This is a genomic window from Mycobacterium xenopi, assembly GCF_009936235.1.
Taxonomy (GTDB): domain Bacteria; phylum Actinomycetota; class Actinomycetes; order Mycobacteriales; family Mycobacteriaceae; genus Mycobacterium; species Mycobacterium xenopi.
Genome location: NZ_AP022314.1, coordinates 4494163 through 4508354, shown reverse-complemented (window position 1 = coordinate 4508354; position 14192 = coordinate 4494163). Strand labels below are relative to the sequence as shown.

Genomic DNA, 14192 nt, shown 5'->3' with positions numbered 1-14192 from the left:
TCTACCGAAATTTGCTGACTTCAGCGTTTACCCGGTGGACGAGCGCCTCGGGCAATGCCCAAGCCTTTCACGGGCGGCGTCTGAGATTCCCGGTCACCGTCCTTGTCGGAAGCCGCGGATTCGGATTCCGGTTTCTGCTCAGGTGGAGTACCCTGAGCCGGGGCCTTTTTCGCGCCAGGCCGCTTGGCGCCGGCAGCGATTCCCAGGCCCTTGGCCGGCGTTGGTGCTGGCTTAGCTTGTGCTGCTTCGGTTTTGGCATCCGGCTGCGGGGCGGCCGCGGGTTGTGTTGGGGCAGCTGCCTTTTTGGCTCCCGGCCGCTTGGCGCCCCCGGCGATGCCCAGGCCGGTGACGGCTTTGGTGGGCTTTTGCTGTGTGGGCGCGGCAGTCTCAGCCGCTGGCTCGGCGGTCGCCTCGGCCGGTGCGGCCGGTGCGGACGGTGAGGCCGGGGCCTTGGGAGCGGCCTGGGCGGCCTGCTTGGCGGCCGTGCCCTTGGCCGGCAACGTCACCGCGCTGCGGTCGATCGATTCCAGCAGCAGGTTGGCCACGTCGCGCACGTCGACATCCGCACGGCCAGCCGCTTCGGCGCGGTCGTCGACACCGTCGCTGACCATCACCCGGCAGAACGGGCACGCGGTCGCGACCGTGGTGGCCCCGGTGGCCAGCGCCTCGTCGACGCGCTCGTGGTTGATCCGCTTGCCGATGTGTTCTTCCATCCACATCCGCGCGCCGCCGGCGCCGCAGCAGAAGCTGCGGTCGGCGTGCCGCGGCATCTCGGTCAGCGACGCGCCGGAGGCGCCGATCAGCTCACGCGGCGCTTCGTAAACCTTGTTGTGTCGGCCCAGGTAACACGGGTCGTGGTAGGTGATCGACGGTCTGCTGCCGTCGCCGTCGACCGGCTTGACCGGGACCAGCTTCTTGTCCCGGACCAGCCGGTTGAGCAGTTGAGTGTGGTGTAGCACCGTGTAGTTGGCGCCCAGTTGGCGGTATTCGCGGCCGAGGGTGTTGAAGCAGTGCGGGCAGGTGACCACGATCTTGCGGTCGACGGTTTCCACACCCTCGAACAACCCGTCGAGCGTCTCGACGGCCTGCTGGGCCAGCTGCTGGAACAGGAACTCGTTGCCGGAACGCCGCGCGGAGTCGCCGTTGCACGTCTCGCCGGTGCCCAGCACCAGGAACTTGACGCCAGCGGTGGCCAGCAGCTCAGCGACCGCCTTGGTGGTCTTCTTGGCCTTGTCGTCGTAAGCCCCCGCACAGCCGACCCAAAACAGGTACTCGAACCCGTCGAAGCTGTCGACGTCTTGGCCGTACACCGGCACGTCGAAGTCGACCTCGTCGATCCAGTTGGTGCGGTCGGACGCGTTCTGGCCCCACGGATTCGCTTTGGTCTCAAGGTTTTTGAACAGCACCGAGAGCTCAGAGGGGAACTCCGACTCCATCATCACCTGGTAGCGGCGCAGGTCGACTATGTGGTCGACGTGCTCGATGTCCACCGGGCACTGTTCGACGCAGGCACCGCAGGTCACGCACGACCACAGCACGTCGGGGTCGATCACCCCGCCCTGCTCGGCGGTGCCGACCAGTGGCCGGTTGGCCTGTTCGGGCCCCGAGCCGGGCACTCGGCCAAACCCGGACTCGGGCACATGGTGGCCCTCGCCGCGGCCGGACTCGATGTAGCCGCCCTCCGCACTGGCCTCCTTCTGGCCGAGGATGTAGGGCGCCTTGGCCATCCAGTGGTCGCGCAGATCCATGATGAGCAGCTTGGGGTTCAGCGGCTTGCCGGTGTTCCAGGCCGGGCACTGTGACTGGCAGCGGCCGCATTCGGTGCAGGTGGCGAAGTCGAGCATGCCCTTCCAGGTGAAGTCCTCGATCTTGCCTCGGCCGAATGTGGCGTCCTCGGGCGGATTTTCGAAGTCGATCGGCTTGCCGTCGGCCTCGATGGGCAGCAGCGGGCCCAGCCCGTTGGGCAGCCGCTTGAAGATGACGTTGATCGGCGCCAGGAAGATGTGCAGGTGCTTGGAGTGCAGCACGATGATCAGGAACGCCAGCATGACGCCGATATGCAGCAGCAGGGCCACCGTCTCCAGGACTTCGTTGCCGTTGTGGCCGAGCGGTTTGAGGATCACGCCGAAAAGTTGCGACAGGAACGCCGCCTTGCCGTAGGGCAGTGTGCCGTTGTTGACCGCTGAGCCGCGAACCAGCACGTAGGTCCAGATCACGTTGAAGATCATGAACAAAATCAGCCAGGCGCCCCCGGTGTGCGAGCCGTAAAACCGTGATGTCCGGCCGATTTCGCGCGGACTGCGCATGATGCGGATGACCGCAAACGTGGAAATCCCGACGAATACGGCCGTCGCGAAGAAGTCCTGCAGGAAGCCCAGGACGTCCCAGCGGCCGATGACCGGGATGTGGAAGTTGGGCTGAAACAGCAGCCCGTAGGCCTCGATGTAGACCGTGAGCAGGATAAAGAAGCCCCACATCGTGAAGAAGTGGGCCAGGCCGGGAATCGACCATTTCAGCAGCCGGCGCTGACCGAACACCTCGGAGAGCTCGGTCCATATCCGCATGCCGAGCCTGTCAGTGCGCCCGGTGGCGGGCTGCCCGGACAGCGTCAGCTTCACCAGCCAAGCGGCGCGCCTAGCGGCGAACAATCCCACGATCGCCGTCATGCCTAGGCCCACTACTAGTCTGATCAGCGTCTGCGTATCCACGGAGCATCTCTCCAATTCCGGCGTTACTGAGCGGTAACTAAGCCGATGTTACTTGTTGGTAACTTGGCTGCTGCCCCTGCTGAGGTGCTGCTCGGCTTGCCCATAGTGACATCTTCGCGGGGTTTGCCGCGACAAAGGCTGCCCTAACTTGTGGAGCTGGGCGGCGTCTCGGTTTGCCGGGCCACCACGCTGCTATGGCTAATAAGTGGTGGCCGCCCGGGTAGATCGGTATTGGTGGACGGGTGATTGCCGGCGGGCTGGTCGCGGTGCTCGACGTTACCGACGCAGAGGTGGTCGGCGTGGTCGTCATCGGTGTGGTAATTGGTCCGGTGGTCGTGGTGACGGGCGGTTGAGGGGTCGGACCGCGCTCACCGGAGGCGGCCAAGCCGCCCAACGGTATTGAGCGATTCAGTGGTTAAGGGTTGACGCCCGGGAGATGGATGTTGGGCACGTGGTCCTCCCACCAGTGATGGTGGTGGCTGGTCGGCGCCGGAGTCATGGGTGGGCTCGACGACGCGGTGGTGGGTGCAACGGGCGGCGCGGGCGGCAGCGGCGTCGCGGTACCCGTCGTGGTCGACGTGGTGGATGTGGTGGTCGTCGGCGGGGTAGTGGTGGACGGCGCGCCACCACCGCTGGCCGCCAGCACCACGAGACCGTAGATGATCACCGCGATCAAGATCGCGACCATCAGACCCCAAACGGCCAGTACCCAAGGCTTGAGATACCACGCAGGAACCTGGTCGTCCGAGTGCACGATTTGCTCGCCGAATCGCGATTCGTCATCGATGCGGTGCCCGCCGGGATTTGGTGGTTCGCTGCCCCCCACGGCGGGCGATGGTATCGACTACTGCACCGCATTCACCAGTAGCACGCCTGAGGGCGCGGCAAAGTATCGGTGGTCGTCGTGGCGACGGGCGTTTCACCGTAGGTGTCATGCCCACGTCACCGTTACCGCCCGAGGTGGGGCGGCAACGTTATGACCGTCGGCACCTGTGGGATCGTGATCACTGACGGCAGCGGCAGCCTCGGGATCTGCTCGGGCAGGTGCGGCCGCCGCGGTGGCTGCTGTGCGGGCGGTTGCGGCGCCTGCTGCGGCGGTTCGGTGGCGCCACCGGCGGGCGGCGGCGGTGCGCTCGATTCGGTGGTGGTTGTGGTGGTGGTCGGCGCCGTCGTCGTCGTGGTTGTGGTGGTGGTCGTTGTCGACGAGGTGGTGGATGGAACGCCACGACCGCCACCACCGGTGGCCAGCTCGACGAGGCCATACACGATCAGCGCAATCAGGAGCAAGACCAGAGCACCCCAGCCGACCAATACCGCGCGCTTGCGATACCACGGAGTCGGCGCGGACTGGGCTTCCAGTTGTTCGGTGATGTCTGACTGGCCGGGTGTACCGAAACGATCCGAACCAGGCGGCCATTGCCCGCCCGCACCGTACTGTGCCAGCTCGGTGGGCCGGTTGCTGGGGTCGTCCGGGCCGGCGTCACGTGTCACGGGATCGATCGTACTGACGGCGCGCAAACACGTGGGTTTCGCCGGCACCTCGCTGGTCAGAGCTGGCGTATCACCTCGGCGGCAAACAACTCCAGGTGATCGAGGTCAGCCAGGTCCAGCAGTTGCAGGTACACCCGCTGCACACCGGCGGCGGCGAACGGACCAAGGCGCTCGACAATTTCCGGCGGCGTGCCCACCAGCGGGGAGTTGGAGCGCATCTCGGCAAGCTCGCGGCCAATGGCAGCGGCTCGGCGGGCCAGCTCGGCGTCGTCACGCCCGGCGCAGAGCACAAACGCGGCAGAATACGTCATCGAGTCCGGGGAACGGCCAACCGAGTCGACCGCGTCGGCCACCCGCTGGTACTGGGCCTGCACGGTGTCCAGCCTTGCGAACGGCACGTTGAACTCGTCGGCGAAGGTTGCGGCCAGCGCCGGCGTGCGCTTGGCGCCTAGCCCGCCGATGATGATCGGCGGATGCGGGCGCTGCACGGGCTTGGGCAGCGCCGGACAGTCACACAGTGCGTAATAAGTTCCGGCGTAGTTGAATGTCTGGCCCGGCGGCGTGTTCCACAGTCCGGTGACGATTTCCAGCTGTTCGGTCAGCCGGGCGAAACGCTCGCCCGGCGGCGGGAACGGAATCCCATAGGCCTGGTGCTCGCGTTCGAACCAGCCGGTGCCGATGCCGATCTCCACCCGCCCGCCGCTCATCGCGTCGACCTGCGCCACCGACACGGCCAGCGGCCCGGGGTGGCGAAATGTCGCCGACGTGACCAGCGTGCCCAGCCGAATCGACGACGTCTCTCGGGCGAGGGCACCGAGCGTCACCCAGGAATCGGTGGGCCCCGGCATCCCATCGCCGCTCATCGCCACGTAGTGGTCGGACCGGAAAAACCCCGAGTAACCGAGCGCTTCCGCGGCCCGGGCGACGACAAGCTGGTCGGTGTAGCTGGCACCTTGCTGAGGTTCGACGAATACCCGAAAGTCCACGACGCTTAAGGGTACGGGCAGCTCAGAACGTTTCGACGTTCTCGATGCTGACGAACATGCCGTGACCGGTGCGGTCGTTGGTGAACCGGGTTCCGTCGACGGTGGCCGTGATCGTCCAGCCTTGTGCGGTGTAGGTGCGGTAGTCGATGGTGACGGCAGGGATCGCGCCGAGGTTGCCCAGCACCCACTGGACGGCGCCAGCCGCGGTGACGTTGACGCCGTTGGCGTGCTCGCCTTCGGTCATCGGTGAGTTGGTGAACGGTGCCTCACAACCCACACTTTCGACATCGATCTGGCAGCGGGTCTTACCGGATTTGGTCTCGATGAACACGTAGCCGTTCTCGTCCGGCGGCAGGGGGATAGCGCCGGCGGGTACTCGCGTGGGCGGCGTTGGTTGCGGTGGGGTTTTGGGTGCAGGCGGGCGGCTTGGCCTGGGGTAGGACGGTTCCGTTGCCCCCGGCCCGGGCGACGCGACGGGCCTGCCGGCGACCGTCGAAGTGCATCCGGCGACGAGCAGGACGCCAGCCAGCAGCCACCCCCCGGCCACGACAAAACGTTGGGTTGGCGATATCCGCACTGTGCTCCCCTGCCTGCACTACAAATGCCCAGCCTACGCAGGAAGTGACGCAAGTGACGGCAGTGACGCGCCGCGGTCAGCCGGCCATGGCCGCGTAGCCGCGGGCGAGACTGCGCAGTTGTGCAGCGCCCTCACCGGCGAAGGAGGCGCCGTGCATCAGGGCCAACGTGGTGGGTTGCAATCGCGCGAGCTGCTCGAGCGTTGGTCCCAGGTTCGTGCTCAATGCGGTGGCGTGGAATACCGCTTCGGCCTCCAAAGCTGTTGCGACGCAATCTGATTCGGTCAGAGCAGGACATTGACCGGTGTGGGTGAGCAGATCCCCGGCCAGCAGTGTGGAGGTGGTTTCGTCAAACCATAGTGCGCTTTCCCAGTTGTGCGGCACGTGCGGGGTGGGGATGAAGCGCAGTCGGTGCCCGCCGATGTCGTGTGGCGCGTTTTCCGAAGCGACGACGGGCGGGCGGTCACACAAATCGTTCAGCGACACCATGCATGCCAGTGGGCTGTGGATGACCTCGGCGTTCGGCGCGGCGTCGAGCAGCAGGTTGACCGCGCCGCATTCGTCGGCCTCGACGTGGGCGAACGAAATCCAGCGCAGCCGCTCCAGCGGGATCACCTTGCCGATCGCTTCGGACACCAGCGGAAAGAGTTGCCGCGTGCCGCAGTGGAACAGAAACGGCTGCTCGCCGGTCAGCAGGAATTGGTTGAACGTGAACCCGTGCTCGGTGATGCCCGGTACCCAGGTGGAAAGCCGGAACATGCCATCGGCGATTTCATCGACGGCTGTGTGCAGCCCCGTGGTCATGGCCTCATCGTGCAGCATGTACGGCGAGCAGACGCAGAATCGTCCAATTCCGTAGCAAAAAGCGGGATTCTGCGTCTGGTCAGGAGCGAGCGGACGCGCCCGACATCAGTTCGGCGGCCCGGTGCACGGCGTTGACGATGCCCTGATACCCGGTGCAACGGCAGAAATTCCCCGACAGTCCGTCACGTATCTCCTGGTCGGTGGGATTGGGGTTGTCGCGCAAAAGCGCGGTGATCGAGGTGACGAAACCCGGTGTGCAAAAACCACATTGCAGGCCGTGGCACTCGCGCAGCGCCGCCTGCACCGGCGAGAGTTCACCATCGGGGCCGGCGATCCCCTCGACCGTGGTCACCTGCTGGCCGTCGACCTGGACCGCGAAGATCAGACACGACCGCACCGCCCGGCCGTCCAGCAACACCGTGCAGGCCCCGCACGCCCCGTGTTCGCAACCCAGGTGAGTGCCGGTCAACCCGCAGGTTTCGCGTAGAAAGTCGGCCAGCGTCACCCGCGGTTCGACGGCCTCTTCGACGCTGCGCCCGTTGACCGACAGCCGGACCGGTAGCTCATGCATGGCGGGGTTGCTCCTTTGCCTCTGCGGTGGCAGACGCCCAGGCGCGCGCCACCATGATGGCGCCGACCCTGGCGCGGTAGCGGGCCGAGCCCTGCAGGTCGGCGGGGATGTCGTCGAGCCCACTGACCGCGAGGTGACCGATGTCGGCCGCCGTGATGTCGTCGACCCGCTGGCCCACGACCGCCTGTTCGGCGGCCGATGCGCGCCGCGGGGTCGAGCCGAGCCCCAGCAGCCCCACACCGCAGCGGCTCACCCGGTCGTCGCCGTCGAGCTGGACCGCCACGGCGGCGCCTGCGATCGCAAAGTCGCCGTGCCGGCGCGCGAGCTCCTCGATGGCAAACCCGCATCGCCCGCCCCATACGGGAAACCTTACGGCCGTTAGTATTTCGTTGGACTGAAGCGAGTTCTCCCAGAGCCCGGTGAAGAAGTCGTCGGCGGCGATTTCGCGCGAGCCCGCAGACGACACCGCCTCCATGCGGGCACCAAGCGCGAGCGCGACGGCGCCGTACTCCGCGGCGGGATCGGCGTGCGCGATCGCCCCGCCGAGCGTGCCCCGGTTGCGGATCTGGAAGTGCCCGATCAGCGGTGTGGCCCGGGTAAGCAGCGGCACTCCCTCGGCGACCTCGTCGTCCATTTCGACGAACACGTGCGGGGTGGCCGCAGTGACGCGCACCTCGTCGCCGAGCCGGTCGATGCCGACGAGCTCGTCGACGCGAGAAATGTCGACCAGGTTCTCGAAGTGGGTCAGGCGCATGGCCAGCATCGGCACCAGGCTCTGGCCGCCGGCCAGGATCTTCGCCTCATCGCCGTACTCGTCGAGGAGGTCCACGGCCTGTTTGACCGACTCGACGCGGTGATAGGCGAACGGGGCGGCTTTCATGACAGCAGCTGCGACAGCGCGCCCCGCAGCTCGTCGGCCAGCACCGCGGTCGGTGGTGTGTGTGCCCGGCGGCGGCCCAGCAGGAAGCCGATCGCCGTCCCGGCGGCGATGCCGGCGATCACCGGTGCCACCCGTTTGGCCAGCGGCAGCGCGACCACCTTCACCAGATCCACCGACTCTTGTTCAACCGACGTGGAAAGTGTTGCTGCAGAGGCTGTTTCATGCGTAAGCTTGCCCGCGGTCTCGCCCAGCAGCTCGGCCTCGAGCCGCTTGGCGAATTGCCCGACGAGGTTGGTGGCGACGTCGGCCAGCACGCCGCGGCCGAATTGTGCGGCTTTGCCCGAGATGGTCAGGTCGGTGGTGAGGAGCACCCTGCTGGCCTCACCCTCGTCCTTGAGTTGCGCGGTGACCAGCGCCGCGGCGGTGCCGCTGCCGCGAGCCTCCTTGCCGGTGGCCTTGAGCACCAGCCGCCGGGCGGCCGCGTCCTTCTCCTGGAAGCACGCCACGCCTTGGTAGGACACCGTGATCGGCCCGACCTTCACCTTGACGCTGCCGGTGAACTCGTCGCCGTCGACGCTCAGCACCGTGGCACCGGGCAGACAGGGGGCGACCCGCTCGACGTCGGTGAGCACCTCCCACGTCTTGGCGGCCGGCACCGCGACCCGAAACTCGTTGTTAAACTCCACTTTTAGTTCCCTGTTCGATCAGATTGACGATCGCCGCGGGGCTGGCCGGCAGCTCGGTGAGCGTCACACCCAGCGGCGCCAGGGCATCGTTGATCGCGTTGATCACCGCCGGCGCCGATCCGATGGCACCTCCCTCGCCGACGCCCTTGTATCCCCCGACACCGGGTCCGGGTATTTCGACGTGGCCGAACTCGATGGGCGGGACCTCGCTGGCGGTTGGCAGCAAATAGTCGACGAACGTGGTGGCCAGGGGGTTGCCGTCGTCGTCGTAGACCATGTTCTCCAGCAGCGCGCCGCCGATGCCTTGCACTGTGCCGCCGGCGATTTGGCCCTCGACCACATTGGGGTTGATCATCGGGCCCACGTCTTCGCTGACGATGTAGCGCAGCAGCTTGACCTGCCCGGTTTCCACGTCGACCTCGCAGGTGCAGGCGTGGGTGGCGTTGGCCCAGTGGATCGGCGCCTGCGAGGTGAAGCGCGCGGTGGCCTCCAGCGACGCGGACATGCCCGGCGGCAGCTGCTGCGGTTCGTAGTACGCGCGATAAGCGAGCTCGGCGAAGCCCACGCTTCTGGTCGGGTCGTCGCGCACAGCAGCACGCGAATTCGCCAGCTCCACATCGGATTCCGCAACACCCAGATAGTGGGCGGCGATTGCCACGATCTGACTTCGCAGCATTGTGCCCGCTTCGTTGACGGCTCCCGCGGTCATCGGGCCGCTGCGGCTGCCTTGGGTCCCTGCGCCGTACGGGGTGACGGCGGTGTCCCCCTGGATGGTGGCTACGTCGTCGATGTCGGCGCCCAGCGCGTCGGCGGTCAACTGCACGACGGTGGTTTCGATGCTGTTGCCTGTCGATCCACCGTTGACGTAGACGTTGATCTTTCCGGTCGGCGTCATGCGGATCGTGGCACCTTCGGTGGCCAGGTGACCGGTCGCCGCGCCGGTCGGTTCGATGTAGGCGGCGAAGCCAAGGCCGAGGTAACGGCCGTGCGCCAGGGCTTCTCGCTGTTCTTTCCGAAACCCTTCGTGGTCAAGGATTTTCACGGCCTGCTCGAAGGTCTCGCTCGGCGCGACATGGTCATAGGGCATCCCGTTGGGGTTGAGGTAAGGCATCTCGTCGCGGCGCAGCAGGTTCTTGCGGCGCAGCTCCACGGGATCAATGCCGAGCTTGCGGGCAGCGATGTCGAGCACGACCTCGCGGGCCAGCGACTCGAATTGCCACGGGCCCCGGTAGGCCGCCAGCCCAGCGGTATTCGAAAACACCGTCTTGTAGGAGAAGCTGGCTTTGGGAACGCGATACGGGCCGGGAAAGAACATGCCGATGGCGGCCGTGGTCAACACCGGGTAGGGCGTCGGATAGGCGCCGACGTCCTGGGTGAAGTTGATGTCGGCGGCCAGGATCGCGCCGTCGTCGTCGAAGGCCATTCGGGCGGTGCCGTCGACATGGCGGGCCTGCCCGGCCGACATCAGATTTTCGCGGCGGTCTTCGATCCACTTCAGCGCCGCGGGTACTTTGCGCGCGGCCAGCATGATGCACATGTCTTCGCGCATCGGGACGACTTTCTGACCGAAGCCGCCGCCGGTGTCGCGCATGATCACCCGCACCCGCTGCGCGGGGATCCCCAGCAGCCGCGCCGCGAACGCACGCAGCTCGTGCGGTGTCTGGGTGGACGCCCAGATGGTGAGTTCGTCTGCAGCCGAGGACCATTCGACGACGATGCCGCGCGTCTCGATGGGCACCGGCGCGTAGATCTGCTGCGAGATGTGCTCGGACACGACACAGGCGGCGCCCGCAAAGGTCTCTTCGTCGGGCGGTGCGCCGGACATGCCACCGGCGACGTTGTCGGGGTAGGCCTCGTGAACCACCACCGCGGCGCCTTCCGCCCGCGTGAAGTCGGCGATGGCCGGCAGCGGCTCGTAGTCGACCTCGACCAATTCGATTGCGTCCTCGGCGATATAGCGGTTGTCGGCGACCACCATCGCGACCGGGTCGCCGACGAACTTCGCCTCGCCTTCGGCCAACGGCGGGCGCGGGGTGTCCGGAACGTCCTTGCCCGCCACGGCGTGCCAGGCCTCGTGCACATCGGGGTTGAGGTCAGCGGCGGTAAACACCGCCCGCACCCCGGGCAGCGCCAGCGCGCCCGACGCGTCGATGCCGTTGATCCGGGCCCGCGCGAACGGGCTGCGCACGAAACAGGCATGCAGCATGCCAGGTCGGGAGATGTCGTCGACGAAGGTGCCGCGGCCGGTGAGCAACCGGGTGTCCTCCACCCGCTGGACCCGGGTGCCCGCATACCGTGCCGCGACGGCTTCAGTCATCCCAGAGCACTCCAGTTCCTCGGACAATCCGGCATGGTCGACTGCTATCGGATTATGAGAAGCACAGTATCATTTTAGAGAGTGCCATTATCGCACGTAGAAGCGGGCCAGGAAAGGGTGCGAGCGCGGGTGCGGGACGTACTGGCGGAACTGCTGCCGATCTGGCGGGCCGGTGACACGGCCGGAGTCGCGACGGTGGTGCGCACGACGCGCTCGGCGCCGCGGCCGCCGGGTGCGGTCATGATGGTCGCCCCCGACGGGACGGTGACCGGCTCGGTGTCGGGGGGCTGTGTGGAGGCGGCGGTCTACGAGCTGGCCACTGACGTGATGCGAACCGGGCGCCCGGAGCTGCAGCGCTACGGGATCAGCGGCGACGACGCGTTCGCGGTGGGGCTCACCTGCGGCGGGGAGATCGAGGTGTTCGCCGAACCGGTGTCGCGGCGCACTTTTCCGCAGCTGCAGGCGGTGGCCGACGACATCACCGCCCGCCGCCCGACCGCCGTGGCCACCGTCATCACGCATCCGGACCCGGCCCGGGTGGGACGGCGGCTGGTGCTCACCGCCGACTCGGCCGACGGCTCGGTCGGCTCGGCACGCGCCGACGCCGCTGTCATCGACGACGCTCGAGGGCTGCTCGCGGCGGGCCGGACCGCCGTGCTGACTTACGGCGCGGACGGTCAACGCCAGGACGCCGGGATGGAGGTGTTCGTCGCCAGCCATGCTCCGCCCCCGAGGATGCTGATCTTCGGCGCGATCGACTTCGCGGCGGCGCTGGCCCGCCAAGGCGCGTTCCTCGGGTACCGGGTCACCGTGTGCGACGCTCGTCCGGTGTTCGCCACCGCCGCGCGCTTCCCCGACGCCGACGAAGTGATCGCCGACTGGCCCGACCGCTACCTGCGAGCACAGGCTGAGCAGGGTGAGATCGACTCCCGCACGGTCGTGTGCGTGCTCACCCACGATCCGAAGTTCGACGTCCCCGTGCTGCAGGTGGCGCTTCGGCTTCCGCAGCTCGCCTATGTCGGGGCGATGGGGTCTCGTCGCACGCACGACGACCGGTTGAACCGGCTGCGCGAGGCCGGGCTGACCGACGCCGAATTGCGCCGGCTGGCCAGCCCGATCGGACTGGACCTAGGTGCGCGCACCCCCGAGGAGACCGCGGTGTCGATTGCTGCGGAAATCATTGCGCGCTGCTGGGGTGGCGGCGGTCGTCCGCTGACCGAAGTCGACGGTCGCATCCACCACGACACCACTCGATGAGCGCGCGCGTCGTCGGGGTGCTGTTGGCCGCGGGCGCCGGACGACGGTATGGCAAACCCAAAGTCCTTGTCGACGACTGGCTGGCCACCGCGGTGACGGCCCTGCGTGACGGCGGCTGCGACGATATCGTCCTGGTGCTCGGCGCGGCCGAGGTGCCCACGCCGCCGGGTGTCACGGCGATCACCGCACCCGGCTGGCGAGACGGTCTTAGCGCTTCGGTGCGCGCCGGTCTGGCGCACGCCGGCTCCATGCAAGCCGACTACGCGGTGCTGCACGTCGTCGACACCCCCGACGTCGGCGCCGCGGTTGTCGCACGAGTTCTCAAGCGCGCCTTGGCATCTCCGAGCGGACTGGCCCGCGCCTACTTCAACGACCGGCCCGGGCATCCGGTCGTGCTGGCCCGCCGGCACTGGGCGGCTGTGTTGGCCAGCCTCCATGGCGACCAGGGCGCGGCCGCCTTTCTGCGCGGCCGCGACGACGTAGACAACGTCGACTGCAGCGACCTAGCCACCGGCCGCGACATCGACGAACCGTAGCAAGCCAGGCGGTACGGTACTGGCCTGTACTACCGGAACGGTTCTATCGTGGTCGCTGTGACCCAAATTGCCGATCGCGCAGCCGGGGCCACACCCTGGTCTCCACGGGAGACGGAGCTGCTTGCGGTGACGCTGCAGCTGCTACAGGAACACGGTTACGACCGATTGACGGTCGATGCGGTGGCGGCCACCGCGCGGGCCAGCAAGGCTACCGTCTACCGGCGCTGGCCGTCGAAAGCCGAATTGGTGTTGGCCGCGTTCATCGAGGGCATCCGCCAGGTTGCGGTCCCGCCGGAGACCGGCACGCTGCGCGGTGATTTGCTGCGGCTCGGCGAGCTGATCTGCGAGCAGGCCGCCCAGCACGCGACCACGATGCGCGCGGTGCTCGTCGAAGCATCGCGCAACCGCGCACTGAACGACGTCATGCAGCACGAGTTCGTCGACCAGCGCAAAGCCTTGATCCGCCATGTCTTGCAGCAGGCCGTCGACCGCGGCGAGATCGACGCGGCCGCCATCAGCGACGAGCTGTGGGACCTGCTACCCGGCTACCTCATCTTCCGGTCCATCATCCCCGGCCGGCCGCCGACCCCGCAGACCGTGCAGGCCTTGGTCGACGACGTGATCGTCCCGAGCCTCACGCGGCCCACCGGCTGACCGGTTAGAGGTGACTTACGGCAAAGGCTGCGGCGTCGTTCGTCATGCCGTTCGTCAGGTACGCCAGGTGCGCGAAGGAAGGTTGCCCACCGGGCACACCATTGCAGATCGCGTCGTCGGGAGCGCACAAGTCGATGGTCTTGGGCGCATACAGCGGGCCGATCGTGATCGGCGGCGCTCCGTTCTCGGTCAGAAACTGATTCGAAGGTCGTCCGAAGAGCGTCACTGCCGCAACATGATTGGCGATCTGCGGCGGCAGCGGCTTGGGCAGGTACTCGACGTACTGAGCGGGCACTTCCTTCGGTATGGCAGCCGAGGTGACGAAGCCTGCCAGTGCCGCGCCTTGGGAATACCCGCCGAGCACTATCCGAGTGTTGGGGCAGTTCGCCGCCGTCGACGCGATATGACCGCCCGCGTCGTAGAGCCCGTCGACAAAGGTTCTGGCGAAGTCGATACCTGACCCGAAATCGCTACTGGCCGCGTAATTGACCGGGTACACACTGACCGACCTCGATCCGACTTGCGCGTTGAGCGCGTCGACGAATGCCTGTCCGACCCCGCCCACACCCGGCGGTTCAGCGGTGCCGCGGGCGAACACCACCTCGACGTCCGGGCACGGCTGCGCCGATGCCGGTGCGACGGGTGCGCTGATCATGGCCGCGCCCGTGGTCACCGCGACCGCAAGGAGTCGAAGGCGCACGCGCACCGCTGACCTCGGTCGGCGCGC

Annotated in this window: 14 protein-coding genes; 3 read left to right on the top strand and 11 right to left on the bottom strand. The window is 67.3% G+C overall.

The window, feature by feature from the left end; translation table 11 throughout:
- Positions 1-20: 20 nt before the first annotated feature.
- The 10 genes from MYXE_RS21630 to MYXE_RS21585 form a co-directional block, all read right to left on the bottom strand.
- Positions 21-2708, bottom strand: a complete 2688-nt coding sequence (locus MYXE_RS21630) for a (Fe-S)-binding protein (RefSeq protein WP_085193209.1) — start codon at positions 2706-2708, stop codon at positions 21-23.
- 415 nt (positions 2709-3123) lie between these two features.
- Positions 3124-3534: a hypothetical protein gene (locus MYXE_RS21625; RefSeq protein WP_050947780.1), complete on the bottom strand. Its 411-nt coding sequence runs from the start codon at positions 3532-3534 to the stop codon at positions 3124-3126.
- 122 nt (positions 3535-3656) lie between these two features.
- Positions 3657-4199 (bottom strand): hypothetical protein, encoded by a 543-nt coding sequence (locus MYXE_RS21620; protein WP_003922432.1) that lies wholly within the window; start codon positions 4197-4199, stop codon positions 3657-3659.
- 56 nt (positions 4200-4255) lie between these two features.
- Complete coding sequence (locus MYXE_RS21615; protein WP_003922433.1) at positions 4256-5185, bottom strand: LLM class F420-dependent oxidoreductase; 930 nt, start codon at positions 5183-5185, stop codon at positions 4256-4258.
- A gap of 22 nt (positions 5186-5207) precedes the next feature.
- A complete protein-coding gene (locus MYXE_RS24070) occupies positions 5208-5762 on the bottom strand; it encodes a hypothetical protein (protein ID WP_085193207.1) in 555 nt (184 codons plus the stop codon).
- Between the two features lie 76 nt (positions 5763-5838).
- Positions 5839-6552 carry an oxygen-binding di-iron domain-containing protein gene (locus MYXE_RS21605; RefSeq protein WP_085193268.1) on the bottom strand — a complete coding sequence of 238 codons (714 nt, stop codon included), beginning with the start codon at positions 6550-6552 and terminating at the stop codon, positions 5839-5841.
- A 91-nt stretch (positions 6553-6643) separates the two neighbouring features.
- Positions 6644-7135 (bottom strand): (2Fe-2S)-binding protein, encoded by a 492-nt coding sequence (locus MYXE_RS21600; RefSeq protein WP_085193205.1) that lies wholly within the window; start codon positions 7133-7135, stop codon positions 6644-6646.
- Complete coding sequence (locus MYXE_RS21595) at positions 7128-8015, bottom strand: FAD binding domain-containing protein (protein WP_003922437.1); 888 nt, start codon at positions 8013-8015, stop codon at positions 7128-7130. The genes MYXE_RS21600 and MYXE_RS21595 overlap by 8 nt, the downstream gene beginning before the upstream one ends.
- On the bottom strand, positions 8012-8701 hold the full coding sequence (locus MYXE_RS21590; RefSeq protein ID WP_003922438.1) for an SRPBCC family protein: 690 nt from the start codon (positions 8699-8701) through the stop codon (positions 8012-8014). The genes MYXE_RS21595 and MYXE_RS21590 overlap by 4 nt, the downstream gene beginning before the upstream one ends.
- On the bottom strand, positions 8691-11018 hold the full coding sequence (locus MYXE_RS21585; protein WP_085193203.1) for a xanthine dehydrogenase family protein molybdopterin-binding subunit: 2328 nt from the start codon (positions 11016-11018) through the stop codon (positions 8691-8693). The genes MYXE_RS21590 and MYXE_RS21585 overlap by 11 nt, the downstream gene beginning before the upstream one ends.
- Positions 11019-11147: 129 nt before the next feature.
- Between MYXE_RS21585 and MYXE_RS21580 the strand changes: the two genes are divergently transcribed.
- From MYXE_RS21580 to MYXE_RS21570, 3 genes are read left to right on the top strand one after another with little or no spacing between them, the layout of a single operon-like run.
- Positions 11148-12275, top strand: a complete 1128-nt coding sequence (locus tag MYXE_RS21580; protein ID WP_003922440.1) for an XdhC family protein — start codon at positions 11148-11150, stop codon at positions 12273-12275.
- Positions 12272-12811, top strand: coding sequence for a nucleotidyltransferase family protein (locus tag MYXE_RS21575; protein WP_003922441.1), 540 nt, complete (start codon positions 12272-12274; stop codon positions 12809-12811). The genes MYXE_RS21580 and MYXE_RS21575 overlap by 4 nt, the downstream gene beginning before the upstream one ends.
- A 45-nt stretch (positions 12812-12856) precedes the next feature.
- A complete protein-coding gene (locus tag MYXE_RS21570) occupies positions 12857-13465 on the top strand; it encodes a TetR/AcrR family transcriptional regulator (protein WP_039891057.1) in 609 nt (202 codons plus the stop codon).
- A 4-nt stretch (positions 13466-13469) separates the two neighbouring features.
- Here MYXE_RS21570 and MYXE_RS21565 read toward each other — a convergent pair whose 3' ends face one another.
- Positions 13470-14120: a cutinase family protein gene (locus MYXE_RS21565; protein ID WP_050947784.1), complete on the bottom strand. Its 651-nt coding sequence runs from the start codon at positions 14118-14120 to the stop codon at positions 13470-13472.
- Between the last annotated feature and the right edge of the window lie 72 nt (positions 14121-14192).

Bases quoted from the DNA above. Each gene is read 5' to 3' on its own strand.
- MYXE_RS21600 (WP_085193205.1), bottom strand. From the start codon at position 7,135: ATGCATGAGCTACCGGTCCGGCTGTCGGTCAACGGGCGCAGCGTCGAA.
- MYXE_RS21595 (WP_003922437.1), bottom strand. From the start codon at position 8,015: ATGAAAGCCGCCCCGTTCGCCTATCACCGCGTCGAGTCGGTCAAACAG.
- MYXE_RS21585 (WP_085193203.1), bottom strand. From the start codon at position 11,018: ATGACTGAAGCCGTCGCGGCACGGTATGCGGGCACCCGGGTCCAGCGG.
- MYXE_RS21575 (WP_003922441.1), top strand. From the start codon at position 12,272: ATGAGCGCGCGCGTCGTCGGGGTGCTGTTGGCCGCGGGCGCCGGACGA.
- MYXE_RS21565 (WP_050947784.1), bottom strand. From the start codon at position 14,120: ATGATCAGCGCACCCGTCGCACCGGCATCGGCGCAGCCGTGCCCGGAC.